24 protein-coding genes are annotated in these 26,007 nt (G+C 72.9%); 4 read left to right on the top strand and 20 right to left on the bottom strand.

Annotation, left to right across the window (positions count from 1 at the left end; translation table 11 throughout):
• Positions 1–17: 17 nt before the first annotated feature.
• The 3 genes from LPC08_RS03835 to LPC08_RS03825 all read right to left on the bottom strand — a co-directional run bounded on the left by LPC08_RS03835 (position 18) and on the right by LPC08_RS03825 (position 3,255).
• Complete coding sequence (locus LPC08_RS03835) at positions 18–1,310, bottom strand: homoserine dehydrogenase (protein ID WP_230451423.1); 1,293 nt, start codon at positions 1,308–1,310, stop codon at positions 18–20.
• Positions 1,307–2,545: an LL-diaminopimelate aminotransferase gene (locus LPC08_RS03830; RefSeq protein WP_230451422.1), complete on the bottom strand. Its 1,239-nt coding sequence runs from the start codon at positions 2,543–2,545 to the stop codon at positions 1,307–1,309. The genes LPC08_RS03835 and LPC08_RS03830 overlap by 4 nt, the downstream gene beginning before the upstream one ends.
• A gap of 107 nt (positions 2,546–2,652) precedes the next feature.
• On the bottom strand, positions 2,653–3,255 hold the full coding sequence (locus LPC08_RS03825) for a hypothetical protein (protein ID WP_230451421.1): 603 nt from the start codon (positions 3,253–3,255) through the stop codon (positions 2,653–2,655).
• Between the two features lie 131 nt (positions 3,256–3,386).
• Between LPC08_RS03825 and LPC08_RS03820 the strand changes: the two genes are divergently transcribed.
• The 3 genes from LPC08_RS03820 (at position 3,387) to LPC08_RS03810 (ending at position 6,794) form a co-directional block, all read left to right on the top strand.
• Positions 3,387–5,219: a PHA/PHB synthase family protein gene (locus tag LPC08_RS03820; protein WP_230451420.1), complete on the top strand. Its 1,833-nt coding sequence runs from the start codon at positions 3,387–3,389 to the stop codon at positions 5,217–5,219.
• A gap of 112 nt (positions 5,220–5,331) precedes the next feature.
• Complete coding sequence (gene mmsB, locus LPC08_RS03815) at positions 5,332–6,222, top strand: 3-hydroxyisobutyrate dehydrogenase (RefSeq protein ID WP_230451419.1); 891 nt, start codon at positions 5,332–5,334, stop codon at positions 6,220–6,222.
• The gene (locus LPC08_RS03810) at positions 6,219–6,794 is read left to right on the top strand and encodes an NADPH-dependent FMN reductase (protein WP_230451418.1); all 576 of its coding nucleotides are present in this window, start codon (positions 6,219–6,221) and stop codon (positions 6,792–6,794) included. The genes mmsB and LPC08_RS03810 overlap by 4 nt, the downstream gene beginning before the upstream one ends.
• 37 nt (positions 6,795–6,831) lie before the next feature.
• Here the strand turns inward: LPC08_RS03810 and LPC08_RS03805 are convergent, their stop codons facing one another.
• The 15 genes from LPC08_RS03805 to LPC08_RS03735 all read right to left on the bottom strand — a co-directional run bounded on the left by LPC08_RS03805 (position 6,832) and on the right by LPC08_RS03735 (position 22,451).
• Positions 6,832–7,554: a haloacid dehalogenase type II gene (locus LPC08_RS03805; protein ID WP_230451417.1), complete on the bottom strand. Its 723-nt coding sequence runs from the start codon at positions 7,552–7,554 to the stop codon at positions 6,832–6,834.
• 29 nt (positions 7,555–7,583) lie between these two features.
• Complete coding sequence (locus tag LPC08_RS03800) at positions 7,584–8,822, bottom strand: metal-dependent hydrolase family protein (RefSeq protein ID WP_230451416.1); 1,239 nt, start codon at positions 8,820–8,822, stop codon at positions 7,584–7,586.
• Positions 8,823–8,834: 12 nt separating this feature from the next.
• Positions 8,835–9,329: a GAF domain-containing protein gene (locus tag LPC08_RS03795; protein WP_230451415.1), complete on the bottom strand. Its 495-nt coding sequence runs from the start codon at positions 9,327–9,329 to the stop codon at positions 8,835–8,837.
• Between the two features lie 24 nt (positions 9,330–9,353).
• Positions 9,354–10,253 (bottom strand): branched-chain amino acid ABC transporter permease, encoded by a 900-nt coding sequence (locus LPC08_RS03790; RefSeq protein ID WP_230451414.1) that lies wholly within the window; start codon positions 10,251–10,253, stop codon positions 9,354–9,356.
• Positions 10,254–10,257: 4 nt separating this feature from the next.
• Complete coding sequence (locus LPC08_RS03785; RefSeq protein ID WP_230451413.1) at positions 10,258–11,124, bottom strand: branched-chain amino acid ABC transporter permease; 867 nt, start codon at positions 11,122–11,124, stop codon at positions 10,258–10,260.
• Complete coding sequence (locus LPC08_RS03780; RefSeq protein ID WP_230451412.1) at positions 11,124–12,335, bottom strand: ABC transporter substrate-binding protein; 1,212 nt, start codon at positions 12,333–12,335, stop codon at positions 11,124–11,126. Before LPC08_RS03780 ends, LPC08_RS03785 begins: the two co-directional genes overlap by 1 nt.
• Before the next feature lies 1 nt (position 12,336).
• Complete coding sequence (locus LPC08_RS03775) at positions 12,337–13,095, bottom strand: ABC transporter ATP-binding protein (RefSeq protein ID WP_230451411.1); 759 nt, start codon at positions 13,093–13,095, stop codon at positions 12,337–12,339.
• On the bottom strand, positions 13,092–13,880 hold the full coding sequence (locus LPC08_RS03770; RefSeq protein WP_230451410.1) for an ABC transporter ATP-binding protein: 789 nt from the start codon (positions 13,878–13,880) through the stop codon (positions 13,092–13,094). Before LPC08_RS03770 ends, LPC08_RS03775 begins: the two co-directional genes overlap by 4 nt.
• Positions 13,877–14,530: a TetR/AcrR family transcriptional regulator gene (locus LPC08_RS03765; RefSeq protein ID WP_230451409.1), complete on the bottom strand. Its 654-nt coding sequence runs from the start codon at positions 14,528–14,530 to the stop codon at positions 13,877–13,879. Before LPC08_RS03765 ends, LPC08_RS03770 begins: the two co-directional genes overlap by 4 nt.
• A gap of 167 nt (positions 14,531–14,697) precedes the next feature.
• The gene (locus LPC08_RS03760; protein ID WP_230451408.1) at positions 14,698–15,669 is read right to left on the bottom strand and encodes a tripartite tricarboxylate transporter substrate-binding protein; all 972 of its coding nucleotides are present in this window, start codon (positions 15,667–15,669) and stop codon (positions 14,698–14,700) included.
• A gap of 63 nt (positions 15,670–15,732) precedes the next feature.
• A complete protein-coding gene (locus LPC08_RS03755; protein ID WP_230451407.1) occupies positions 15,733–16,689 on the bottom strand; it encodes a tripartite tricarboxylate transporter substrate binding protein in 957 nt (318 codons plus the stop codon).
• A 151-nt stretch (positions 16,690–16,840) separates the two neighbouring features.
• Positions 16,841–17,788, bottom strand: coding sequence for a transglutaminase family protein (locus LPC08_RS03750; protein ID WP_230451406.1), 948 nt, complete (start codon positions 17,786–17,788; stop codon positions 16,841–16,843).
• A gap of 135 nt (positions 17,789–17,923) precedes the next feature.
• On the bottom strand, positions 17,924–19,072 hold the full coding sequence (locus LPC08_RS03745) for a 2-methylaconitate cis-trans isomerase PrpF family protein (RefSeq protein WP_230451405.1): 1,149 nt from the start codon (positions 19,070–19,072) through the stop codon (positions 17,924–17,926).
• Positions 19,069–21,729, bottom strand: a complete 2,661-nt coding sequence (gene acnA / locus LPC08_RS03740; RefSeq protein ID WP_230451404.1) for an aconitate hydratase AcnA — start codon at positions 21,727–21,729, stop codon at positions 19,069–19,071. Before acnA ends, LPC08_RS03745 begins: the two co-directional genes overlap by 4 nt.
• Positions 21,726–22,451, bottom strand: coding sequence for a GntR family transcriptional regulator (locus LPC08_RS03735; RefSeq protein WP_230451403.1), 726 nt, complete (start codon positions 22,449–22,451; stop codon positions 21,726–21,728). The genes acnA and LPC08_RS03735 overlap by 4 nt, the downstream gene beginning before the upstream one ends.
• Before the next feature lie 535 nt (positions 22,452–22,986).
• Between LPC08_RS03735 and LPC08_RS03730 the strand changes: the two genes are divergently transcribed.
• The gene (locus tag LPC08_RS03730) at positions 22,987–23,388 is read left to right on the top strand and encodes an HNH endonuclease (RefSeq protein WP_230451402.1); all 402 of its coding nucleotides are present in this window, start codon (positions 22,987–22,989) and stop codon (positions 23,386–23,388) included.
• A gap of 606 nt (positions 23,389–23,994) precedes the next feature.
• Here the strand turns inward: LPC08_RS03730 and LPC08_RS03725 are convergent.
• The gene (locus LPC08_RS03725; RefSeq protein ID WP_230451401.1) at positions 23,995–24,711 is read right to left on the bottom strand and encodes a nucleotidyltransferase family protein; all 717 of its coding nucleotides are present in this window, start codon (positions 24,709–24,711) and stop codon (positions 23,995–23,997) included.
• 14 nt (positions 24,712–24,725) lie between these two features.
• On the bottom strand, positions 24,726–25,715 hold the full coding sequence (locus tag LPC08_RS03720) for a GDP-mannose 4,6-dehydratase (protein WP_230451400.1): 990 nt from the start codon (positions 25,713–25,715) through the stop codon (positions 24,726–24,728).
• Positions 25,716–26,007: the final 292 nt, after the last annotated feature.

The raw sequence follows: 26,007 nt of genomic DNA, 5'->3' as shown, positions 1-26,007 counted from the left end.
GTCCCGGCTCCCGTGCCTCAGAAGGTCTCGATTCGGATCAGCGCCGGCGGCTCCAGCACCGTCTCCAGCGCCTCGATCCGCGACAGGGCGGCGCGCATCGCCCGCTCCGTCGCGTCATGCGTGGTCAGCACCACCGGCACCGCCTCGCCCGGGGCGCGGCCGCGCTGGATCATGGATTCCAGGCTGATGCCGGCATCGCGCAGCGCGCCCGTCACGTCCGCGATCACGCCGGGGCGGTCCACCACCATCAGCCGCAGGTAGTAGGCCCCGGCGCGCTCCGCCATCGGGACGGAGGGGTCGGGGCTCAGCGCCTCCAGCCCCGCGCCCCAGACGGGGGTGTGGCGCTCGCGGGCGATGTCGATCAGGTCGGCCACCACCGCGCTGGCGGTGGGTCCCGCCCCGGCGCCGCGGCCCTCCAGCACCACGCGGCCGACGAAGTCGCCCTCCGCCACCACGGCGTTGAACACCCCGTCCACCCGCGCCAGCGGATGCGCGACCGGCACCATGCAGGGATGGACGCGGGTCTCGATCCCCGCCGCGGTGCTGCGGGCGAGGCCCAGCAGCTTGATGCGGAAGCCCAGCTCGTCGGCGAGCCGGATGTCGAGCGCCGAGATGCGCCGGATGCCCTCGACATGCACGGCCGAGAAATCCACCGGCCGGCCGAAGGCCAGCGCCGCCAGGATGGCCAGCTTGTGCGCGGCGTCGATGCCGTCCACGTCGAAGGAGGGGTCGGCCTCGGCGTAGCCGAGCTTCTGCGCCTCCCCCAGCACCTCGGCGAACTCGCGCCCCTGCTCGCGCATCACGGTCAGGATGTAGTTGCAGGTGCCGTTGAGGATGCCGGTGACGCGGGAGAGGCGGTTGGCCGCCAGCCCCTCGCGCAGCGCCTTGATGGCGGGGATGCCGCCCGCGACCGCCGCCTCGAAGGCCAGCGGCACGCCCCTGGCTTCGGCGGCGCGGGCCAGCTCCGCGCCATGGACGGCGAGCAGCGCCTTGTTCGCGGTGACCACGGGCTTGCCGGCGGCCAGCGCCGCCTCGACCGTGGCGCGGGCCGGGCCCTCGGCGCCGCCGATCGCCTCGACCACCACCTCCACGTCCGGGTCGTGGGCGAGGGCGGCCGGGTCCTCGTACCAGCGCAGCCCTTCCAGCGAGAGGCCGCGGTCGCGCGCCCGGTCGCGCGCGGCGACGGCGGTGACGGCGAGCGGCCGGCCGGCGCGGGCGGCGATCAGCTCCGCATTGGCACGCAGCAGGGCGAGCGTGCCCGCGCCCACGGTGCCGAGGCCCGCGAGCCCGATGGCGAGGGGACGGCTCACGCCCGTGCGAGCTCCGTGGGGGCCAGATCCGTGGGGGCCTCGGCGGAAGGCCCGCCATTGTCGGCGGCGAGGAAGGTGCGGATGCCGCGCAACGCCTGGCGGATGCGGTGGGCGTTCTCCACGGTCGCGATGCGGACATGGCCGTCGCCATACTCGCCGAAGCCGATTCCGGGTGCCACGGCGACCTTGGCCTTGGCCAGCAGCAGCTTGGAGAACTCGACCGAGCCCAGGTGGCGGAAGCGCTCCGGGATCGGCGCCCAGACGAACATGGAGCCCTCGGGCGAGGGCACGTCCCAGCCGGCCTGCTTCAGCCCCTTCACCAGGATGTCGCGGCGCTCCCGGTACAGGGTCCGCATCTCCGCCACGCAGTCCTGCGGCCCGTTCAGCGCGGCGGTGGCGGCGACCTGGATCGGCGTGAAGGCGCCGTAGTCCAGGTAGGACTTCACCCGCGTCAGGGCGGCGATCAGCTTCGGGTTGCCGGCGGCGAAGCCCATGCGCCAGCCGGGCATGTTGTAGGTCTTGGACATGGAGGTGAACTCCACCGCCACGTCCTTGGCCCCCGGCACCTCCAGGATGGAGGGCGGCACCTTGTCGCCGAAATACAGCTCCGCATAGGCGAGGTCGGACAGCACGAACAGGTCGTGCTGCTTCGCCATCCGCACCACCTCGCGGTAGAACTCGATATCGGCCAGCAGCGCCGTCGGGTTGGACGGGAAGTTCACGATCAGCGCGGTGGGCTTGGGCACGGAATGCCGCACCGCCCGGTCGATCGCCGCCAGCATCTCGTCATCCGGGGTGTGCGGGATGGACCGCACCGACGCGCCGGCGATGATGAAGCCGAACTGGTGGATCGGATAGGACGGGTTGGGCACCAGGATGGTGTCGCCCGGCGAGGTGATGGCCTGGGCCAGGTTCGCCAGCCCCTCCTTCGACCCCAGGGTCGCGACCACCTCCGTCTCCGGGTCGAGCTTCACCCCGAAGCGGCGGGCATAGTAGCCGGCGAGCGCCTTGCGCAGCCCGGGGATGCCCTTCGAGGCGGAATAGCGGTGGGTGCGCGGGTCCTGCACCGCCTCGACCAGCTTGGCCACGATGTGCGGGGGCGTCGGGCTGTCCGGATTGCCCATGCCCAGGTCCACGATGTCCTCCGCCGCCGCCCGCGCCTTGGCCTTGGCGCCGTTCACCTCGGCGAAGACATAGGGCGGCAGTCGGCGGATGCGGTGGAATTCGTCGCTCATGATGGCAGTCCGGGTTATCGATCCGGCCACGTGTAGCCCCACCGCCGCTCCAGGGCGAGGCCCGGCGTCGCGGCAACCCCGCCGCCCGCGCCGCCCCGGGGCGGCGGCTAGGGGTTGCGCAGCAGCGCCGGCGGCGGGGGCGGGGCGGAGAGGTCGGGGGCCGGCGGGGCCAGCAGCTCGGCCGGCGGGGCGGCCGGGGCCTGCGGACCGGGGTCCGCCGTGTCGCCGCGCAGCACCTCGCTGCTCGGGCTGGGGCCGATCGGCGGGGCGGCGGCCAGGCGGGCCGGCGCCGGCGGCTGGCGGGGGACCTCCGCGGCGCCCGGGGTGGCCGGCGGGTCGGGCAGCGGAACGTCCGACGGCAGGGGGCTGCGGGACTGGGCGCGGTAGTCGGCCAGGGCGCGGGACAGCGCCTCGCGGGCCGAGGCCTCCCCGCGGGCCGGGCGCTGCGGCACGTTGGCCAGGTTCGGGTAGCGATCGTCCAGGCCGGGCGGCATGGCGCGGCCGTCCAGCGCCTCGCCGGAGACCTGGCGGTAGAATTCCAGCGGCCCCTCGCCGGGGGAGCCGACGCAGCCGGCCAGCAGCAGGAGGCCCGGTAACAGGAGGCCCGGCAGCGGCCGGCAGGCCGGCAGCAGGGGGGGCAGCGGCCATGCGGCCCACCATCCTTGCCGCCCCCTGCCGCCCCGCCTAGTTTCGTCCTGCCTGTGGTCCATCCCGCAACCGTCCCGCTACTCCAAGCCGGTTTGCCGCAGAACCGAAGAGCCGTGAAGCGCCTTCGGCAGGCCGTGCGGGCGACGCGGCGGGAAGGGGCCGGAGGCGAGGAAGCGCGAGAACGACGAGCACGATGAGCCAGGATTCCGGTTCCACCGACAAGCCCTTCGCCATGCCCGATCCGGCCCTGGTCAGCCGCACCATGGCCGATGTCGCCGAGCGTGGGCAGCGCATCGTCGCCGACTTCCTCAAGCGGCAGCGCGACATCCTGCCGCCCGGAAGGCCGGATGCGGGGAGCAACCCGCTCGACCCGCTGAACCTGGGCGGCGCCTTCATGGAGATGGCCGCGCGGCTGATGACCAACCCGGCCCGGCTGATGCAGGCGCAGATCGGCTTCTGGCAGGACTACCTGACGCTGTGGCAGAACACGGCGCGGCGGATGATGGGCGATCCGGTCCAGCCGGTGATCGCCGAGCCGAAGGGCGACAGGCGCTTCAAGGACGACGCCTGGCGCGAGAACGAGGTCTTCGACTTCATCAAGCAATCCTACCTGCTCTCCGCCCGCTACCTGCAGAACGTCGTGCGCGGGACGGAGGAGACGCTCGATCCGCGGATCGTTCAGAAGGTGGATTTCTACACCCGCCAGTTCGTGGACGCGATGAGCCCGAGCAACTTCCTGCTGACCAACCCGGAGGTGCTGCGGCGCACCGCCGAGACGGGCGGCGAGAACCTGCTGAAGGGGCTGTCCAACCTGCTGGGCGACCTGGAGCGCGGGCGCGGCAACCTGCGCATCAGCATGACCGACCACAGCAAGTTCGAGGTCGGCGGGAACCTCGCGGTGACGCCCGGTCAGGTGGTGTACCGCAACGCGCTGATGGAGCTGATCCAGTACGCGCCGACGACCGAGACGGTGCTGAAGCGGCCGCTGCTGATCGTGCCGCCCTGGATTAACAAGTACTACGTGCTGGACCTGCGGCCGAAGAACTCCTTCATCCGCTGGGCGGTGGCGCAGGGGCATACGGTCTTCGTCATCTCCTGGGTCAACCCGGACGAGACGCTCGCGGCCAGCGGCTTCGAGGACTACATGCGCCAGGGTCCCTACGAGGCGCTGGACGCCATCCAGAAGGCGACGGGCGAGCGGCAGGTGAACGCCATCGGCTACTGCCTGGGCGGCACGCTGCTGGCGGCGACGCTGGCGCACATGGCGGCGAAGCGCGACACGCGCATCCGCTCGGCGACCTACTTCACCACCATGGTGGATTTCGAGGAGGCGGGCGAGCTCGGCGTCTTCATCGACGAGGAGCAGCTCCAGGCGCTGGAGGAGCGCATGGAGCGGCGCGGCTTCCTGGAAGGCCGCGAGATGGCCGCCACCTTCAACATGCTGCGCGCCAACGACCTGATCTGGTCCTTCGTGGTGCAGAACTACCTGCTGGGGCAGGAGCCCTTCCCCTTCGACCTGCTCTACTGGAACGACGACAGCACCCGCATGCCGGCGGCGATGCACAGCTTCTACCTGCGCCGCATGTACCAGCAGAACGACCTGGTGAAGCCGGGCGGGGTGACGCTGGACGGCGTCGCGCTCGACCTGCGGAAGATCAGGGTGCCGAGCTACGTCCTCGCCACGCGCGAGGACCACATCGCCCCGTGGAAGAGCGCCTATCGCGCCACGCAGCTCTATGGCGGGCCGACGCGCTTCGTCCTCGCCGCCTCCGGCCATATCGCCGGCGTCGTGAACCCGCCCGAGGCCGGCAAGTACAGCCACTGGGTCGGCGGCGAGCTGCCGAAGGAACCGGAGCAGTGGCTGGAAGGCGCGACGGAGCTGGCCGGCTCCTGGTGGCCCGACTGGCAGCGCTGGGTGACGGGGCTGGACGACACGGAGGTGGCCGCGCGCGAGCCGGGCAGCCCTGCCCTGCCGCCGCTGGAGCCGGCGCCGGGCCGCTACGTGACGGTCACGGATCTCGACTGAGGACGGCGCCCCGCCGCGGGCCGGCGCCCACGGCGGGAGGAGGGCGAGACCCCCGGCACGCCGGCGGGGGCCGCCCGGGAACGGGCACAGGCGGCGGACAGGGAGGGCGGGCATGGCACGGATCGGCTTCGTGGGGCTGGGGAACATGGGGGGCCCGATGGCGCGCAACCTGCTGCGCGCCGGCCACGAGCTGGCGGTCTTCGACCTCTCGGCCGAGGCCATGGCGCATGTCCCGGGCGCCCGCCAGACCGGCTCCGCCGCCGAGGCGGCGCGGGGGGCGGAGTTCGTCCTCACCATGCTCCCCGCCGGGCAGCATGTGCGCGAGGCCTGGATCGGCGCCGGCGGGATGGCCGATGCCTGCGCGGGCGACGCGGTGCTGATCGACTGCTCCACCATCGACGTGGCAACGTCGCGCGAGGTGGCGACCGCCAGCGGCCGGGCGATGCTGGACGCCCCCGTCTCCGGCGGAGTGATGGGGGCGGAGGCGGGCACCCTCACCTTCATGGTCGGCGGCCCCGACGCCGCCTTCGCCCGGGCCGAGCCGGTCCTGGCCGCCATGGGCAGGACCATCGTGCATTGCGGCGCCTCCGGCGCCGGGCAGGCGGCCAAGGCCTGCAACAACATGCTGCTGGCGATCAGCATGATCGGCACCTGCGAGGCCTTCGTCCTGGCGGAGCGGCTCGGCCTGTCGCATCAGGCGCTGTTCGACGTCGCCTCGAAATCCTCCGGCCAGTGCTGGGCCCTGACCACCTACTGCCCCGTACCGGGGCCGGTGCCGGGCAGTCCGGCCAACCGCGACTACCGCCCCGGCTTCGCCGCCGCGCTGATGGCCAAGGATGTCGGGCTGGCGCAGCAGGCGGCGGGGGAAACCGGTGCCCAGACCCCGCTGGGGGCCCAGGCGCTGGCGCTGTACCAGCGCTTCGTCGGGGACGGAAATGGCGGGGTGGATTTCTCCGGAATCATCCGCATGCTGCGGGGCAGCAAGACGGAGACGGATGGATGAGCGAAACCGGGGACCTGCCGCTGCTGCTCGGCCTGTCGGGCAGCCTGCGCAAGGCGTCGCACTGCACGGCCGTGCTGCGCGCCCTGCAGGAGGCGGCGGCGCCGCAGGCACGGATGGAGCTGCTGCCGCTGGACGAGGTGCCGCTCTACAACCAGGACCTGGACACGGAGGACCCGCCGCTGGGCGTGAAGATGCTGCGCGCCGCGGTGGGCCGGGCCGACGGGCTGGTGATCTGCTCGCCGGAATACAATGGCGGCATGTCCGGGGTGATCAAGAACGCGCTGGACTGGGCGTCCCGCCCCTATGGCAAGTCGAAGCTGAAGGGCAAGCCGGTGCTGATCATGACCGCCTCCCCTGCCTCGACCGGCGGCGCGCGCGCGCAGAGCCAGCTGCGCGACACGCTCTTCTCGACCGAATCCCGCATCGTCACCCGGCCCGAGGTGGCCATCGCCCAGGCGGACAAGAAGGTCTCCGAAGGCAAGCTGGTGGAGGAGGCGGCGCTGCGCTTCGCCCTCAATGCCGTCGGCGATCTCCTGCGCGACATCCGCGCGCTGCACGCCGCCGCGGCCTGAAGGACCGGGGCCCGCCCGGATGGCGGGCCCGCCGGGATCAGCCCGCCTGCTCCGCCGCATGCGCCCGCGCCAGGGCCGCCATGCTCTCGAAGCGGAAGTCGAAGCGGGGCCGCTCGCCCGGATCCATGGTCGCGCCGAAGCCCTCCTGCTGGTGGCGGCGGTGGATCCAGCAGGAGGCCAGGCCGACCTCGTTCGCCGGCTTGTGGTCGTGGAACAGGCTCTCCGCCGTGTGCAGCACCTCGCCCGCTCCCAGCCCCATGCTGCCCAGGCGGTCGAGCATGTAGCGGAAGTTGCGCAGGCTGGGCTTGTAGCTGCCGGCGTCCTCCGCCGTGATGATGGCGTCGAACTCCACGCCCAGGCGCCGGTTGCTGTACGTGAAGGTCTCGTTGTCCACGTTGGACAGGATGACCAGCCTGTAGAAGCGCTTGAGGTAGGCGAGCGCCTCGGCCGAATCCGGGAAGGCCGGCCAGTCCCGGACCGAGAGGCCGTAGCGGACGCACTCCTCCCAGTCCGCCGCCACACCCCATTCCTCGGCGAGCCGCTTGTAGACGATCGCCAGCAGCTCCCGGTACGGCTTGGTCGGCGTCTGCGCCTGCTGCGCGGATTCGTGCCGCGCATGCGCCTGCAGGATGGCGTCGCGCGTCAGGCCGCGCCCCGCGCGGTCGGCCAGCGGCTGCAGCGCCGCGACCATGCCGCCCTCCCAGTCGATCAGCGTGCCGTAGCAGTCGAAGGTCAGCACCTTGTAGTCGCTCAGCCGCATGCGGGCCTCCCGTTCCGTCCGTGGCACGCTCAGGCGCCCAGCTCGTCCTTGACGAAGCGCCCGCCCTTCAGGATGGCGGGCATGTGCCGGCCCTGGCCGGTCAGCAGGGACAGGTCGGCCAGCGGATCGCCGTCGACCACGATCAGGTCGGCCAGCGCCCCGGGAGCCAGCACGCCCAGCCGCCCCTCCTGCTTCACCACCTTCGCGGCGTTGACGGTGGCGGAGCGGATCACCTCCATCGCCGGCAACACCCGGCCGCGGAGGGTGAACTCGTCCGACTGGTGCCGGTGCATGGGGCCGAGCAGGTCGGAGCCATAGGCCATCATCACCCCCGCCTCGTGCAGGATGCCCAGCGCCTCGATGCCCTGGCCGCGCACCACCTCGATCTTGGCGACGGAGGCGGGCGGCAGGCCGAGCTGCGCCCCCTCCTTCGCCAGCCGGTCGAAGGTGACGTTGGTCGGCACGACATAGGCACCGCGCTCCTTCACCAGCCGCGCCGTCTCCGGCGTGATCAGGTTGCCGTGCTCCACGGAGACGACGCCCAGCTCGACCGCCCGCCGGATCGCGTCGTCCGTGTAGAGGTGGGCGGCGACGTAGGTGCCGGCATTGCCCGCCTCCTCCACCGCCGCGCGGACCTCGTCGGCGGAGAAGCCCAGGAAGTGGATCGGGTCGGTCGGCGAGGAGACGCCGCCATTGGCCATGATCTTGATGAACTGCGCGCCCGTCTTCAGCTCCTCGCGCGCCGCGCGGCGGAGGGCATCCACCCCGTCCACGACCCGGCCCAGCGTGCCCGCGCGCTCGGCGTAGTAGGCGACGTCGCGCGCGTGGTAGGGGCCGCGGTAGTCGGTGTGCCCGCCGGTCTGGGACAGGGCCTTGCCGCAGATCATCAGGCGCGGCGCCTCGATCAGCCCCTCCTCGATGGCCATCACCAGCCCGATATCGGCGCCGCCCAGGTCGCGGACGGTGGTGAAGCCGCGCAGCAGCATCTCCTTCATGATCCGCGCCGAGCGCAGCGCCACCAGCGTGTTGGGCAGCTCCGCATTGGCGCCGAGATTGGCCATGCTGGCGATGACGTGCACGTGGCAGTCGATCAGCCCGGGCATCAGCGTCCTGCCGGCCAGGTCGACCACCCGGGCGGACGCGGCCCTGATCGGCCGGTCGGAGACCTCGCGGATCTCCTCGCCCTCCACCAGCAGGTCATGGCCCGGCAGGGCGCCCTCTCCCGTGCCGTCGAGGAGCGTCGCGTTGCGGAACAGGATCGCGGTCATGCTCGGCCTCCGTCAGGCGCGCTTGGCCAGAAGGGCGGGGATCAGGTGCGGGGTGAAGGCGCGCACCAGCGACACCTGCTCCTCGCCCGTGTAGGCGCCCTCGCGGTCCAGCACGTTCACCGTGCCCAGCACCTCGCCGCCCAGCTGCGCCGTCACGTTGATCACGCTGCCCAGGCCGAGGCTCTCGATCAGCTCGTGGTCCGGGAAGGCCCAGCGGATGGCGGCGACGTCGGGGCCGAGGAAGGTCTGCTTCCGCGTCAGCACCAGATCGCCCCAGGGGGTCGGCCCCATGCGCTTGCGGCCCTGCACGGGATAGGAGCCGGGGTCGGAGGAGTAGATGCGCTCCACCTCCTCGCCCCCCTCGCAGACGGTCAGGATGGTGAAGAGCCCGTGGTCCAGCAGCCGGCCGATGGCGGCGTCCACCGCGGCGAAGGCGGCCTCCGGCGCGCCGTCGCGGGCGATGGCGTCGGTGACGGTGAGCAGCTCGGGAAGCAGGCGGTCTTTCATCGGCGCATCCTCAATGCAGGGGGCTCAAGGCAGCGGGGCCTTCTGGGATCTCTCGGGAAGCAGCCCGTCGGGCCGCAGGCTGAGCACCAGCACCAGCCCGATCCCCACCAGCATCTCGCGCAGCGAGGCGCGCTGGACGGCGGACAGCGCCGGGGCCAGCTCCGCCAGGAAGCGCGTCGCCTCCAGGAAGGCGACGAGCAGGTAGGCGCCCAGCACCGCCCCGGCGGGCCGCGCATGCCCGCCCGCCGTGGCGGCGAGGAAGATGTAGATGGTGATCAGCGGCTGGAACTGGTCCGGCGCGACGTAGCTGGTGTAGTGGCCGTAGATCGCGCCCGCGAGGCCGGCGACGGCGGCGGCCAGGCAGAAGGCCTGCGCCTTGAAGCGCACCACGTTCTTGCCGGCCACCGCGGCGACCACCTGGTCCTCCCGCACGGCACGCAGGGCGCGGCCCCAGGGCGCGTGCAGCAGGCGGCGCTGCAGCGCATAGACCGCCGCCACCGCCGCCACCGCGACGGCCAGCGAGCCGAGGTGGAAGCCCAGCCCCGCCTCCCGCCGCACGAAGCCCGGGACGCCCGCGATGCCGTCCGTGCCGCCGGTCAGCCAGACCTCGTTGGAGGCGACGAGCCGCACGATCTCGGCGAAGCCCAGCGTGACGATGGCGAGGTAGTCGTCGCGCAGCCGCAGGGTGGTGAAGCAGACCACCAGCCCCGCCAGGCCGCCCGCCAGCATGGCGGCCAGCATCCCGAGCGGCACCGGCATCCCGGCCCAGGTGGTCGGCATGGCGGAGGCATAGGCGCCGACCGCGAAGAAGCCGGCCAGGCCCAGGTTGACCAGCCCGGCCATGCCCCAGGACAGCACCAGGCTTTGTGCCAGCAGCGCGTAGACCGAGCCGATGACGAGGGTGAAGAGGAGGTAGGTTTCCACGCGCTCAGCCCGCCCGGCTGCCGAGAAGCCCGGCGGGCCGCACGGAGAGCACCGCGAGGATCACCAGGAAGCCCACCGCCAGCCGGTAGGCGGGCGAGAGGGCCAGCACCGTCAACTCCTCCGCCATGCCGATCAGGAAGGCGCCCGCCACCGCGCCGGGGATGCTGCCCAGCCCCCCCAGCACCGCGGCGGCGAAGACGGAGAGCAGCACGCGCCCGCCCAGCAGCGGGTCGATGGCGGTGTCCAGCCCGATCAGCGTGCCGCCCAGCCCGCAGAGCCCGCCGCCGACCGCCACGGTCAGCAGCGCCACGCGGCGCGGGTCGACGCCGCGCAGCCGGGCCAGGTCGGGGTTGTCCGCCACCGCGCGCATCGAGCGCCCGACGGAGGTCAGCGCCAGGAAGGCCCAGAGCGCGCCCATCACCCCCAGCGCCACCAGCAGGTTGGTCACCTGTTGCGGCCCGATGCGGATGGGCCCCAGCACGAGGTCGCGCGCCAGCGGCAGGTCGAAGGCCTGCAGGTCGTTGCCGAAGGCGAAGCGCAACGCGTTCTCGACCACCATGGCCAGGGCCAGGGAGCCGATCGCCTGCATCAACGCCCCGCCGCGCGACAGCCGCTCCAGCGCCCCGGCCTGCAGGATCACGGCGAGCAGGGCGGCCAGGGCGAAAGCCGCCAGCAGGCCCGCCCCGATGGGCATGGCCAGCGGGACGTTCGCCGCCCAGGCGGCATAGGCGCCGGCGGTCGCCAGCGCGCCGATGGCGAAGTTCGGGAAGCGCAGCACGGCGAAGATGGCGCTGAATCCCAGCGCCGGCAGCGCCAGCAGCGACCCCGAGACGACGCCGTTCACCAGCGCCTGGAGGACCGCCTCGCCCATCAGGCGATCTTGAGGAGGGTGATCTTGCCGCCCTTCACCTGCTCGTAGCGGAACTTCGCGTCGGTGATGTCGCCCGCCGGGGTGAAGTCGCAGGGGCCGGAGGCGCCGTCATAGTCCACCCTGGTGCCGGCGGCGATGAGCCGCAGCCCGTCCACCGCGTTGTCCACCCGCTGCCCGCCACCCTGCGACACGGTGCGGATGCTGTCCTTGATGACGGTGCCCGTGGTTCCCTTGCCCGCCGCCATGGCCATGGCGATCAGGTTCAGGTGGTCGAAGACCTGGCAGCTGTAGGTGTCGGGCGTGGCATTGCCCAGCAGGCGGCCGACATGGGCATAGCCGCCGGCCCCCTCCGCCGGGGAGGGCGAGAGGGTGTAGATGCCCTCGCTGACATCGGCGGGCAGGGAATCCACCAGCTGCTTGTTCACCGCATAGGCGAAGCCCACCAGCTTGCCGCGGAAGCTGGCCCGGTAGAGGTCGCGCACCAGCACGGCCGTGTCGGTGGTGTAGCCGCCCATCACGATCACGTCCGGCCGGCCGCGCAGCACCTGGTCGACCTCCGTGCGCAGCGTCGTCTTCTTGTCGTCGTAGATCAGCTTGCTCGTCTTGCCGCCGGCGGCCTCCACGGCCTTGCTCAGCTCGCCGAACTGGCTGTCGGTGAAGGGCGTCTGCGGCGAGACGAAGGCCACCGTCCTGCCGCCGATCTCCAGCGCGAACTCGCCGAACTTGCGGCCCTGCAGCGTGGTGTTGGGCTGGGTGCGGATCAGGAAGCCCTGGTGCGGCAGCTGGGTGATGGAATCCGCCCCCGAGACGGTGGCGAGGAAGGTGCCCGACTGCCAGCAGACCGGCGCCACCGCCGTGGTGACCGACGACGCCCAGGTGCCGATGATGGCGGCGACCTTGTCGATGTCGATCAGCTTGCGCGCGGCCCGCAGCCCGGCCTCGGGATTGGTCTGGTCGTCCTCGGAGATGATGGCGAGCGGCCGGCCCAGCACGCCGCCGGCGGCGTTGATCTCCGCCGCCGCCTTGCGCACCACCTCCGCCATGGCGGGCCCGTAGGAGCCGCCGGAGCCGGTCAGCGGCGTCAGCGTCCCGAGCCGGATCGGCTCGCCGGAAGCGCCGGCCGGCTGGGCCCGCGCCAGGGACGGCAGGGCGAGGGGGGCGGAGAGGAGGGCGCCGGCCCCCAGAAGCTGGCGGCGGGACAGGTCGGTCATGTCAGGCTCCGGGAGGGGTGGGGGACGGATTCTGGCTGCGCCCGCCGAGGAAGAGGCGGCGGATGTCGGGGTCGTCGGCCACGGCCCTGGCCGGGCCGTCGAGGTGGTTGCGGCCATCCACCAGCACATAGGCCCGGTCGGAGATGGAGAGGGATTCCAGCGCGTTCTGCTCCACCATCAGCACCGCCAGCCCGTCATCGGCGATGCGGCGGATGAGCGCGAACAGCTCCTCCGCCGCCTTGGGGCTCAGCCCCGCGGTGGGCTCGTCCAGCAGCAGCGCGCGCGGCTGCGCCATCAGCGCCATGGCGACGGCGAGGATCTGCCGCTGCCCGCCGGAGAGGCTGCGCCCCGGGGCACGGCGCTTCTCGGCCAGCATCGGGAAGCGGTCGTAGAGCGCGGCGGCGCGGTGGCGCGTCTCCGCCCGTTCGAAGAGGCAGCCCATCTCCAGGTTCTCGGCCACGGAGAGCGCACCGAAGACGTTGCGCTCCTGCGGCACCAGCACCATCCCGGCCCGGGCGATGGCCTGGGGGGAGCGGCCGGCCAGCGCCTCGCCCTGCAGCAGGACCTGCCCGGCGGAGGGGCGCAGCAGCCCCGTCACCAGCTTCAGCGCGGTGGACTTGCCGGCGCCGTTGGGGCCGATGACCGTCACCAGCTCGCCGGCATCGGCGGCGAGGTGCACGCCCTTCACCACCTGCTCGGCGGAGGCATAGCCGCCGACGATGCCCTCGGCGCGCAGCAGCGCGGTGGCCGGGGCGCTCACCGCCGGCCCCCGAGATAGGCGTCCTGCACGGCGCGGTCGGCGCGCACCTCGTCGAAGCTGCCCTCGATCAGCGTGCGGCCCTGCGCCATGACGATGACGCGGGCGCAGATGCGCTCGATCAGCGCCATGTCGTGCTCGACGATCAGCACCGTCAGCCCGACCTCCGCCAGCGCCAGCAGGTGGTCGCCGATCTCCTCCGCCAGCGTCGGATTCACCCCCGCCGCGGGCTCGTCGAACAGGATCATGCGCGGCTCGGCCATCAGGGCGCGGCCGATCTCCAGCAGCTTCTTCTGCCCGCCCGACAGGTCGGTGACGCGGTTGTCCAGCACGTGCGACAGGCGCAGCCGCCCCGCGATCCCCAGCGCCCGCTCCGCCAGCTCCGCCTCCCGCCGCCGCGCCGCCGCCGTGCCCAGCAGCGCGGGCCACAGCGCCTCGCCCGGCTGGCGCGCGCCATAGGCCATCAGGTGCTCGAAGACCGTCAGCTTCGGGAAGCCGCGCGCGATCTGGAAGGTGCGGATCAGCCCGCGCCGGGAGATGCGGTGCGGCCGTTCGCCCTCGATCCGCTCGCCGAAGAAGGTGACGCGCCCCGCATCCGGCACCAGCAGGCCGGAGAGCACGTTGAACATCGTGGTCTTGCCGGCGCCGTTCGGGCCGATCAGCCCGGTGACGAGGCCCGGCGCGACGTGGAAGCCGGCGCCGTCCAGCGCGTGCAGCCCGCCGAAGGCGAGGCGGATGTCCTCGGCCACCAGCGGCCAGGCCGGGGCCTCCCGCGCGGCGGCGCTCACCGGTCGGCCCCCGCGAGGGCGGGGGCGTCCCGCCGCGCCGGGGCGCGGGGGAACTCGCGCCGCAGCTGCTCCTTCCAGAACTCCAGCAGGGCCTGGAAGTAGGGCGGGTCCTCCCGCACCGTGGTCTGGGCGATCATGCCGCGGATCAGGCACATGGTCGCGTTCATCAGCACCAGCGCGCGCCCCGCCTCCACCCCAGCCTGCGACGCCAGCTCCGCCCAGACGGCGTCGAGCCCCTGATGGAACTCCTTCACCACCGGCAGGATCCGGTCGCGGAACTCGGGGTTGTGCCGGGCTTCCGGCAGGTACTCCAGCGTCACGTAGAAGAGCCGGTCGTTCATCATCCGCCAGAGGTGGTCGACGATCCCGTCGCTGCTGCCGCCGGAGCGGCGGATGCCGCGCGCCATCTCGTGCAGGTCGCGCGTGCAGCCGCCCAGTTGCCGCGCGATCGCCGCGGCGACGATCTCCTCGCGCGAGGGGAAGTGGTGCGTCAGCGCGCCGCGGGAAACCCCGGCCCGCGCGGCGATGTCCGAGGTGGACATGCGGTGCAGCCCGCGGTCGTGCAGCAGGTCGATGGTCGCGTCCAGCAGCCGCGCCGTGGTGTCGGCGCTGCGCTCCTGTTGCGTCCTGCGGCTGTTGCTGCGGTCCATTCCGCCTCCATCCGATGGCGGAAGGTTCGTCCGGATGGGAAGATACAGTCAAGCCTGTTTGTTTTAGGCACCCTGCCGTCCATCTGGACAGGCCGTGCCCATCCGGTGGCCAGACGCGCGGCCCGGGGGGGCAGTCCCGCACGGGGCCCCCTCCCCCCGGGACCGGCTCAGTTGGCGGTGATGCGCTTCTCCCGCACCACCTGGGTCCAGATCGCCGCCTGCTGCTCCAGGAAGCGGTCGAACTCCGCCGGGGTGGAGGCGACCACGTCCACCCCCTGCCCTTCCAGCGGCTGGCGGATGGCGGGTTGCCGCAGCGCCTCGACCAGCGCCGCGTGGAAGCGGGCGAGGATCGCGTCCGGCAGCCCCGCCGGCGCCATCAGCCCCCAGAAGGCCTTGGCGGAGACGCCGGGCACGCCGCCCTCGATCAGCGTCGGGATATCCGGCCGTAGCGGGGACCGCGCCTCACCCGTCTGCGCCAGGGCGCGCAGCGTGGTGCCCACCTGCCCGCCCAGCCCGACGACGCTCGCCACGGCCAGGTCGATCTCGCCCGCCGAGGCCGCCGTGCTCATCGGCCCGCCGCCGCGGTAGGGGACGTGGATCATCTTCGTCCCCGTCACGTCCTGCACCCGCTCCATCGTCAGGTGCGCCAGGCTGCCGATGCCCACCGTGCCATAGGTCACCGTCTCCGGCGCCGCCTTCGCCCGCGCGATCAGCGCCGGCAGGTCGGCGAAGGGCTTGGCCTTCGCGGTCGCCACCAGCATTGGCGCGCTGGCGACCAGCATCACGCCGCGCAGGTCCTTCGGCTCGAAGCCGAGCGTGGGGTTCAGCGCCGGGTTCACCACATGCGTGTCGAAGACCAGCACGAAGCTCTGCCCGTCGGCCGGCGCGCGGGCGACCACTGCCGTGCCCAGCGCGCCGCTGGCGCCGGGCCGGTTCTCGACGACGATCGGCACGCCCAGCGAGGCCTGCAACGGCGCCTGGAGCAGCCGGCACAGAAGGTCGGCGCTGCCGCCCGGCGGAAACGGCGCCACCAGCCGGACCGGGCCGTTCGGCCAGCTGCCCTGGGCGTGGGCGAGGTAGGGCCGGGCCAGCGGGGCGGCCGCGAGTGCCAGCAGGGCACGGCGCACGAATACGGACATTCCTGTTTCCTCCCGTCATGCGGTACGCGCCGGCCCGTCCCGGCGCGTCCGTCGCGTCCCGGCTCAGGCGAGGCCGAGATCCTTCAGCACCCCCTCCGTATCCTTGCGGTCGCGCGCGAGGAAGTCCGCGAAGGTCCCGCCGGTCAGGAAGGCGTCGTCCCAGCCGCGCGTGTCCAGCAGCTCCTTCCAGGCCGGCAGGGCATGCAGCGCCGTGGCGAAGCGGACATGCGCCGCCTTCGCCTCGGCCGTGATGCCCGGCGCCGCGAAGAGGCCGCGCCAGTTGGTGGCGACCACGTCGTAGCCGCTCTCCTTCAGCGTCGGCACCTCCGGCGAGAGGCGCCGCTCGCCGGAGGTGGCCAGCGCCCGGACCCGGCCGGTCTTCACGTACTCGCTGAACTCGCCCCAGCCGGCGACGGCCGCCTTCACCTGCCCGCCGATCACCGCCGCCGTGGTGGCGCCGCCGCCGGGGAAGGAAACGAACTGCGCGTCCAGCGGCTTGCGGCCCAGCGCCTTGAACAGCAGGCCGAGGATGACGTGGTCCACCGTGCCGCCGCCGGCCCCGGCGATCGGGATTCCCTTCGGCTCGGCCCGCAGCGCGTCGCCGAGCTGGCGCATGTCGCGGAACTCGCTGTCGGCGGGGACCACCACCACCGCCGCCTCCTCCGTCATCCGCGCGATCGGGGTGATGTCGGCCAGGCTCAGCGGCGAGCGGTTCACGATGGGCGGGCCCACCAGGGAGGCGCCACCGATGAACAGGCTGTCCGCCCGGCCACGCCGCGTGGCGACGAAGCGCGCCAGCCCCACCGTGCCGGCACCGCCGGCCAGGTTCTCGAACTGCACGGACTGCACCAGCCCGCCCGGGCGGGCGACCAGCTCGATGGCGCGGCCCAGCCCGTCCCAGCCGCCGCCGGGCGCGGCGGGGACGAAGATGTTCAGCGAGGAGGCGGGCTCCGCCGCGCGGGCGGCGGGGCCGGCGGCGGCGAGCAGCGCCGTGGCGGCGAGAAGCTGGCGTCGTTGCATGGGACGTTTCCTGTCTTGCTGGTCGGGTGGTTCGGAGGGAGCGCACGGCACCGCGAACCGGGGCGCCGCCCGGGCAGCCCCGTCCGTCGCTCCCGGGTGTCGCGGCCCCGCGGCCGGACCGGCCTCGCCCCGTGGCGGGGTGGGCCGGGTGTCAGGCGGGCGTCGCGCGAAGCTGCTGCTGCGGCACCACGAGCCGGCCGGCCGAGGGTTCGCCGGCCTTCGGCGCCTCGGGCACGGCGGTGACCGTGACGTTCACGTGCAGACCCTTGGTGTCGCCCGCCGCGCCGTAGTAGCCGCCGGCGATGGGGATCGCCTGCTCCGGCCCGCGCGTCACGCCGATGCGCACCAGGTTCGTGCCGGCGATCAGCCCGTTCGTCGGGTCGTATTCCACCCAGCCGGCGCCGGGCAGGTAGACGCTGCACCAGGCATGGGTGAAGCCGCCGCCCCGCGTGGTGCCGCAATCGTCGTAGAGATAGCCGGTGACGAACTTCGTCGCGACGCCCAGATGGCGCAGCGCCTCCATCATCAGCAGCGCGAAGTCGCGGCAGGTCCCCGTGCCCAGCGCCAGCGTCTCGGCCGGGGGCTGCGTGCCCTCCTCGTGCCGGGCGCCGTAGCCGAACTCCGCCTTGATCGCCCGCGTCATGTCGCGTAACAGGTCGAGGGTGCGCGCGCCCTCGCCGGCGAAGCGCCGCGCCCAGTCGCGCACCCGCCCCTCCGGATCGGGGAATTGCGGCGTGGCCAGCAGGGCCAGGTCCGGCGCCTCCAGCTCCGGATAGGCGAAGGGGAAGCTCTCCGCCCAGGGGTAGAGCGCCGGCGCCGGCAGGTCCGGGCAGTCCGGGTAGTGCGTGAGGTCCAGGGTGGAGACGATGCGCAGCCGCGTCGTGCGCAGTTCCTCCGGCCATTGCAGCAGGCAGACGGAGTTGCCGAAGACGTCGTGCGCCCAGTGGACGGAGGCGGGTGCCGGATCGACCTTCAGCGTCGCGCCGTGCAGGCGCAGGTCGTGGCTGTCGCGCGGCCGCACCATCAGCCGGTGCCGGGTGAGCCCGACCGGGTTGTGGTAGGCGTATTCCGTGACGTGCTCGATGGCGATGCGGGCCATGGCGTTCCTCGCTTCCTCCCGCCGCGGCGCCATTCCGTGCGCCGTCGGCCTTTGCGCGGAGCATAGACCCGCCCGCCGGCCGAGGGCAGCCGGCGATGGCCCCGGCCTGCGGCGCGCGTTCCGGCCCGCCGCGCATCACGGCAGCCGGGCGAGCACGCGGCCTTCCATCAGCCGGCGCGCGGTGCGGTAGACCACCGCCTCCTCGGCGATGACGGCGCCATCCTCGACGCGGGTGCGCGCGGCCACGGGCAGGATGCCGGAGGGGTGCGCGACGCGCAGGTCCTCGCTCTCGCTGCGTGGCCGGGCGAGGCGCTGCGGCAGCGAGCCCGGGATGCGCGCCGCGACGGCCAGGCACATGGCTCCCGTCAGCGGCGTCGCCTTGTGCGGCAGCCCGGCGGAGACGGCGCGCACCAGCACGTCCATCTCCTCCGCGCGCAGCGTCGCGCCGGTGGCCGAGGGCGCGTCGCGCGGCGGGGCCACCAGCATCACCTGCGGCACGTTCTTCACCTTGCGCCGCGCCTCCTCCGCCTCGCCCACCAGCCCCATGGCGACGGCGGCGGCGACGCGGATCGCCTCGAACTGCGCGAGGCGCGCGGGATCGGCGGTCAGCGCGTCCGGCTTCTCCGAGCCCGTCAGGCCGAGGGTTTCCGCCGCGACGAAGACCACGGGATTGGCGGCATCGACCAGCGATACCTCCAGCGCGCCGAGCCCTTCCACCTCCAGCACCTGCCGCGCCTCGCCGGAGGGCAGCAGGCGGCCGGTCGCGGCCCCGCCGGGCTCGCGGAAGGCGAGGCGGATCGGCGCCGCCGTGCCGCCGATCCCCTGCAGCGCGAAATCGCCGTCGGGGTCGAGCAGCCCGTCGCGCAACGGGAACTCGGCCACGATCACCTTGCGCGTGTTGGTGTTGTGGATGCGCACCGTGGCGCGGTCGCCGGAGGCCGCGACCAGCCCCTCCTCCAGCGCGAAGGGCCCGACGGCGGAGGAGATGTTGCCGCAGTTGCCGCGATAGCCGACCAGCGCCTCCGTCACCTGCACCTGGGCGAAGGTGTAGTCCACATCCGCATCGTCGCGGCTGGGCGGACCGATGACCGCGACCTTGGAGAGGGAGGAGATGCCGCCCCCCATGCCGTCGAGCTGCCGTCCGTTCGGGTCCGGGCTGCCCAGGGCGGCGCAGAAGATCGCGTCCCAGGCCGCGCGTTCCGCCGGCAGGTCGCGCTGGTGGAAGAACAGCGCGCGGCTGGTGCCGCCGCGCATGTAGACGGCGGGGATGCGGATCAGGCTCACGCGGCGATCTCCCCGGCGGTCATGCGGCGCAGCATGAAGGGCAGGATGCCGCCCGCCCGCCAGACCCGCGCGTCGTAGGCGCTGTCGAGCCGGGCATGCAGCGTCAGGTCCTCCGTGCTCCCGTCCGCGCGCCGCAGCACGGCGCGGATCGCGGCGCCCGGCCCGGCCTGGGCGTCGAGATCGGGGATGTCGAGGACCTCGCTGCCGTCCAGGCCCAGCGTCAGCCGCGTGACGCCGCCGGTAAACTCCAGCGGCAGCACGCCCATGCTGACGAGGTTGGAGCGGTGGATCCGCTCGAAGCTCTCCGCCACCACCGCCTTCACGCCCAGCAGGCGCGGGCCCTTGGCCGCCCAGTCGCGCGAGGAGCCGGTGCCGTACTCCTTCCCCGCGAAGACCACCGTCGGCACGCCCTCGGCGCGGTAGCGCTCCGCGGCGGCATGGATGGTCATCGCCTCGCCCGAGGGCATGTGGCGGGTGAAGCCGCCCTCCACCCCGGGGACCATGGCGTTGCGCAGGCGGATGTTGGCGAAGGCACCGCGCATCATCACCTCGTGGTTCGCGCGGCGCGCGCCATAGGCGTTGAACTCGCCGGGCGGCACCTGGTGCGCCGAGAGGTATTCCCCCGCCGGGGCATGGGCGGGAATGGCGCTGACCGGCGAGATGTGGTCGGTGGTGATGCTGTCGCCCAGGATCAGCAGCGGCCGCGCGCCGAGCAGCGCGGGGGGCGGCGGATCGCCCTCGGGCAGGTCGTCGAAATAGGGCGGGCGGCGGATATAGGTGCTGCCGGGATTCCAGCGGAAGCGCGCATCCCCGGCCTGGGGCAGCGCCGCCCAGTCCGCATCGGCCTCGAACAGCCGCGCATAGGTGCCGGCATAGAGGTCCGGGGTGACGGCGCCGTGCAGAACCGCCTCGATCTCCGCCGCCTCCGGCCAGAGGTCGCGCAGGAAGACCGGCCGCCCGTCGCGGTCCGCGCCCAGCGGCTCCGTCTCCAGGTCGAGCGTCACGCGGCCGGCCAGGGCGAAGGCCACGACCAGCGGCGGCGACATCAGGTAGCCGGCGCGGGCCAGCGGGTGGATGCGGCCCTCGAAGTTGCGGTTGCCGGACAGCACGGCGCAGGCGACCAGGTCGCGCGCCCGGATGCGCTCCGCCACCGCCTCGTCCAGCGCGCCGGAATTGCCGCCGCAGGTGCCGCAGCCGAAGCCGGTGAGCTGGAAGCCCAGCGCGTCGAGGTCGCGTTGCAGACCGCTCGCCTCCAGGTAGCGCGCCACCACGCGCGAGCCGGGGGTGAGCGAGGTCTTCACCCAGCCGGGCACGGCCATCCCCCGCGCGACCGCCTTGCGCGCCAGCAGCCCGGCGCCGACCATCAGCGCCGGGTTGGAGGTGTTGGTGCAGGAGGTGATGGCGGCGATCACCACCGCGCCATCCCCGAAGGACCCATCTTCCCACCCCGCCTCCGCCGTGCTGCCGGGGCGCATGGCGTCGCGGAAGCTCTCGCGCACGCGGCCGAGCGGCACGCGGTCCTGCGGCCGGCGCGGGCCGGCGACGCTGGGCTCCGCCTCGGCGAGGTCGAATTCCATCAGGCGGGAGAAGGTGGGCTCCGGCATCCCCGGCTCGCGGAACAGCCCCTGCTCGCGGCAATAGGCTTCCACCAGCGCCACCTGCGCCTCCGGCCGCCCGGTGCGGCGCAGGTAGTCGAGCACCGCCGCATCCACCGGGAAGAAGCCGCAGGTGGAGCCGTATTCCGGCGCCATGTTGGCGATGGTGGCGCGGTCGGCGAGCGTCAGCGCGCCGTCCAGCGCGGGGCCGGTGAACTCCACGAAGCATTCCACCACGCCCAGCCGGCGCAGCCGCTGCGTCAGCGTCAGCACGAGGTCCGTCGCCGTCACCCCGGGCCGCAGCGCGCCGGTCAGCCGCACCCCCACCACCTCCGGCAGGCGGAAGACCAGCGGCTGGCCGAGCATCGCCGCCTCCGCCTCGATCCCGCCCACGCCCCAGCCCAGCACGCCCAGCGCGTTGACCATGGTGGTGTGGCTGTCCGTGCCGACCAGCGTGTCGGGATAGGCCAGCGTCCGGTCCCCTTCCTCGCGGGTCCAGACCACCTGGGCGATGTGTTCCAGGTTCACTTGGTGCAGGATGCCGCCGCCCGGGGGCGCGACGCGGAAATTGCCGAAGCTGCCCTGGGCCCAGCGCAGGAAGGCATAGCGCTCGGCGTTGCGGCGGTACTCGTTGGCGACGTTCGCCGCCATGGCGTCGTCGCTGCCGGCCCGGTCGATGATCAGCGAGTGGTCCACGATCAGGTCCACGGGGATGACCGGGTTCACCCGCCGCGTGTCGCCGCCGCGCGCCGCGCAGGCATCGCGCATCGCCGCCAGGTCCACCATGCCGGGCACGCCGGTGAAGTCCTGCATCAGCACCCGCGCCGGGCGGAAGGCGACGTCGCCCGGCAGGACCTCGCCGCGCCCGGCGGCCAGCACGGCCTGGATGTCGGCTTCCGTCACCGTGTCGCCGTCGGCGTGGCGCAGCAGGTTCTCCAGCAGCACGCGCAGGGAATAGGGCAGCGCGCGCAGCGCGGCCTCCGTCCCCGCGGCGTCGCGCAGGCTGGTGATGGCGTAGTCCTGCCCGCCGACGCGCAGGCTCTTCCGCGGGGCCGAGTTCATTCCGGGCGTTCCTTCTTCCTGCGCCGACGTGGCGCGGCCGCGCCATCCGGCGCGAAGCTGGGCACGAGGGCGGCATAGGAGGCGGCGATGTGCCGCCGCATCTGCAACTCGGCCATTTCGGGGTCGCGGTCCTCGATCGCGTCGAGGATGCGGCGGTGCTCCTCCACCGCGCGCCGCCCACGCCCGGCGACGCGGCGCAGCTGCGAGCGGTAGAGGCGGAGCTGCTGGTAGAGGTCGTCGCAGAGCAGCCGCACCAGCAGCGCGTTGCCGCTGGCGCGCGCGATCAGCGCGTGGAAATCCTCGTCGGCGCGGCCCAGCGCATTGGGGGCGTCGTCGCCCGAGGCCTCCAGCGCCGCGCCCTGCGCCGCCAGCAGCCGGCGCAGCCCGGCCAGGTCCTCCGGCGCCATGACGGAGGCGGCCTCGCGCGCCGCCATCCCCTCCAGCGCGCCGCGGACGCCGTAGATCTGGCGCAGCGTCTCCGCCGACAGCGTGACGACCCGCGCGCCGAGGCGCGGGACCCGGTCGATCAGCCGCCGCTCCTGCAGCCGGTTCAGCGCCTCCCGCAGGGGTCCGCGGCTGACCTGGTAGCGGCGCGCCAGGGTGGGCTCGCTGATGCGGGAGCCCAGGGCGAGTTCCCCCTGGATGATCGCATCGCCGATGCGCTGGACCAGGGCCTCCGCCAGGGTATCGCTACCCGGCTCCGCCGGGGACAGGCCCGCCATTGGTTTGTTGTCGACAAGAATCGGCATTTCTGACCGGGTTACACGGCAATTCCGGCACTCTGCTACCACCCATGCTGCATCTTGTAGACAGTTTGCGCGGAAGCCATGCGAATCATCATGTCTTGCGATGCCGGATTGCGGAATTTCAGCGGTTCTTCAGATCGAATGGAGAACACATATCCACGGAGCCGGCGGGCAATGGGGCCCGCGGCCCAGGGAAGCGGCTGCCATGCCCCTCGTCCTCTCTCGACTCGCTGCGGCCGTGGCTCTCCCGGTCGATGCGGCGGCAGTGCCGGCGCTGGCCGGAAAGGCCCTTGAGCACGGCGGTAGCGCCCCGGCCACCGGGTGGCCGCCCGCCCTGGCGATGACCACCGCCACCCGGACGGCGCCGCCGGACCGGGGCGGCCCGGCCGGCCTGGCGCCTGGGCAGGCTGGCGGCCTGCCCGTCTTCCTGCGACGCTGAGCGATCCGGGGGCAGCGCCGGAACCCCGGCGCCACCCCAGGACGTTCAGCCACCATGAGGCATGGTGGGGCCATGATCACCCGGGACGCGGAACGACGCCGCCAGGAGATGGACGCCGCCTGGGCCTGCCATCGCGGCCCCGACCGCGAGGCAGCGGTCGCCGCGAATCCCTGGGAGGAGCGGCACCTGCGGCTGCTGTGCGAGGATGCCCGGCTGACCGGCGACACGCGCTGGAACACGCCCCGCTTCCGCGAGCGGCTCTCGGGCGAGCAGAACCACCGCTGCTGCCACTGCGGCAAGCGCATGGAGGAGACCGCCGCCGATCCCGCGGACCGGCCGAGCTTCGAGCACATCCTGCCCCGCAAGCTGGGCGGCACCGACCGCCCGGCCAACCTCGCCGTGGCCTGCCGGCGCTGCAACACCGAGCGGGACTGCCGCCTGGGCTGGCGCCCCCGGCCACAGGGATGCCGATAGGGCGGGGCCTATACCGACGGCGGGATGACCCGTCATGCTGTGGTGTTCGGGCGTCGGACCGGGAGGGGACGCCGGCCTGCGGCATCGACGCCGTGCGTCGATCCCCGTCCCCGACCCTCCCCTGCCGGGCCACAAGCGGGCCCCGGTCCCCGGCAGGAGTTTGGTTGGGAGCCGGGCCGCGGACTGCATCAGGGCAGTGGTCAACAGGCGCATCAACAGGCCGGACACATGACCGCACCCGACCGCGGCCTCTCAACGTCCCATCCCACTTGTACCAAGGGGGCCGTCCACACATGGCTCTCCGGAGATGCCGTCAGCCTGCGGGCTGAACCCTGACGAAACACGGACAGGCGGAACTCTGAAAAAGCTCAGAAGGTGTCAGCGAGGGCGGACGCCGTGCTCGCCGAGGAGCGTGGCTCCTCGGCGCCGTGACCCCGTCGCAGGCTGTCCCGCGGCAGCACCAATCGGGTCCAGGGCCCGCAGGGTCCTGGCGGAGTGGGGGTACGGGGGCGAGGCAGCGCCTTGCCCCCGGCCACAGGCGCCACGCTGGCAGGCGTCAGCGCATCGCGCCGAGCGGATCAGGCGCCGCCCCCTGCCGCGCCCGTCTCACGCTCCGTCCGGCAGGAAGGCGCTGCGGTTCCCCTCGAAGGCCTCGCTGGCGCGGGCGTAGTCGGTCGGGTTCCCCATGTCGAGCCAGGACGCTTCGGAACGATAGGCCAGGACGGGCTGCCCGGCCTCGATCAGGCGCACCACCAGGCTGGGCACGTCCAGCGGCTTGCCCGGCTCCATGAAGCCGAAGATGCGCGGCGAGCAGATGTAGATGCCCATGCTGGCGGGGAAGATCTGGACCGGCTTCTCCGTGTAGCCGGTGATCCGCTGGTCGGGCTCGATGCCCAGCACGCCGACCTCGATCTGGTAGCGGCGGTCGGTGACGGCGACGGTCAGGGTGGCGTCGCGCTCGCGGTGGAAGCGCATCATCGCCGCGTAGTCCAGGGTGGTGAGGAGGTCGCCGTTCATGGCGAGGAAATCCTCGTTCAACCCCTCGATGCTGGCCAGCGCGCCGGCGGTGCCGAGCGGCTCGCTCTCCTGGTGGTAGCGGATCCACATGCGCTGGGTCAGCGGGTTGGGATCGAAATAGGCCCGGATCAGCGGGCTGAGGTAGCCCACCGCCAGCACCACCTCGGTGAAGCCGTGGTGGCGGAGCTGCCGCAGCACCGTCTCCACGATCGGGATGCCGCCGACGGGCACCAGGGGCTTGGGCAGCACGGTGGTATAGGGCGCCAGGCGCGTGCCCTTGCCGCCGGCCAGGATGACCGCCTTCATCGCCTCATCCTTCCTCAGACATGGTAGTCGGCGTGCTGGAAGAAGCCGGGATTGGCGCGGATCCACTCGATGGTCCGGCCCAGCCCCTCCTCCAGCGTGACGCCCGGCGCCCAGCCGAGCAGGCGGCGGCACTTCTCCTGGCTGGCGATCAGCCGCATCACCTCGCTCTTGCCGGGGCGCAGCCGCTTCTCGTCGGTGACGATCTCCGGCTCCCGGCCGATCAGGCGGAAGATCATCTGCGCCAGCTCGCCGATGGAGATCTCCCGGCCGGTGCCGATGTTGATCACCTCGCCCAGCGCCGCCTCGCTCTCGCAGATCCGCACCACGCCTTCCGCTGTGTCGCCGACGTAGCAGAGGTCGCGCGTGGGGCTGACGGCGCCGAGCTTCACCGCCCCGCCGCGCAGCGCCTGGCTGATGATGGTGGGGATCACCGCCCGGGTCGATTGCCGCGGCCCGTAGGTGTTGAAGGGCCGCACGATCGCCACCGGCAGGTCGAAGGAGCGGTGGTAGCTCAGCGCGATCTGGTCGCTGCCGATCTTGCTGGCCGAATAGGGGGACTGGCCCTGGAGCGGATGGTCCTCGTCGATCGGGGCGTAGAGCGCCGTGCCGTAGACCTCGCTGGTGGAGAAGCAGACGATCCGCTCGATCCCCTCGCGCCGGCAGCCCTCCAGCAGGTAGGTGGTGCCCAGGGTGTTCGTGCGCACCACCTCGACCGGGTGGACATAGCTGTAGGGGATGCCGATCAGCGCGGCGGCATGGACGATGATGTCCTGGCCGCGCGGCAGGGCGGCGGCGGTCCCCGGGTCGGCTAGGTCGCCGTAGGCGATGTTCAGCGAATCGCGGATCTCCCGCGGCACGAAGGCCAGCGTGCCCAGGTCCCCGCCGGAGCGATAGCGCAGGAAGGCGGTGACGGCGGCGCCGCGGGTGGCCAGCGCCTCCACCACGTTGCTGCCGATGAAACCGCCGGCGCCCGTCACCAGCACCCGCTTGCCTGTCCAGTTCATTGATCGATCGGTCCCGGTCAGAGCTTCGTCATTACAACTTCTGCGTGCATAGGCCGCGCCGCATTTTGTGTCGGCAAAGAAACATTACCTCACTCATTACCATTTGCAACCATTTGCGGAGCGTGCCAGACACCGTGTCAAGTTGCATGGAATGGACTGTATAGCCCGATCTGCGCACCAGAAACGACCATGTATCTCGTGCCCTGAACCGGGGCCTGGCGCGACGGGCGCCTGACGTCGCCGCCCTCCGGGCGCGATGCCCCGGGCCGGCGGGGCTCCCTGATTCCGGTCG

The organism is Roseomonas sp. OT10 (assembly GCF_020991085.1).
GTDB lineage: Bacteria > Pseudomonadota > Alphaproteobacteria > Acetobacterales > Acetobacteraceae > Roseomonas > Roseomonas cutis.
Note: the sequence above shows the minus strand (reverse complement) of the source record. Positions and strands in the feature narration are given on the sequence as shown.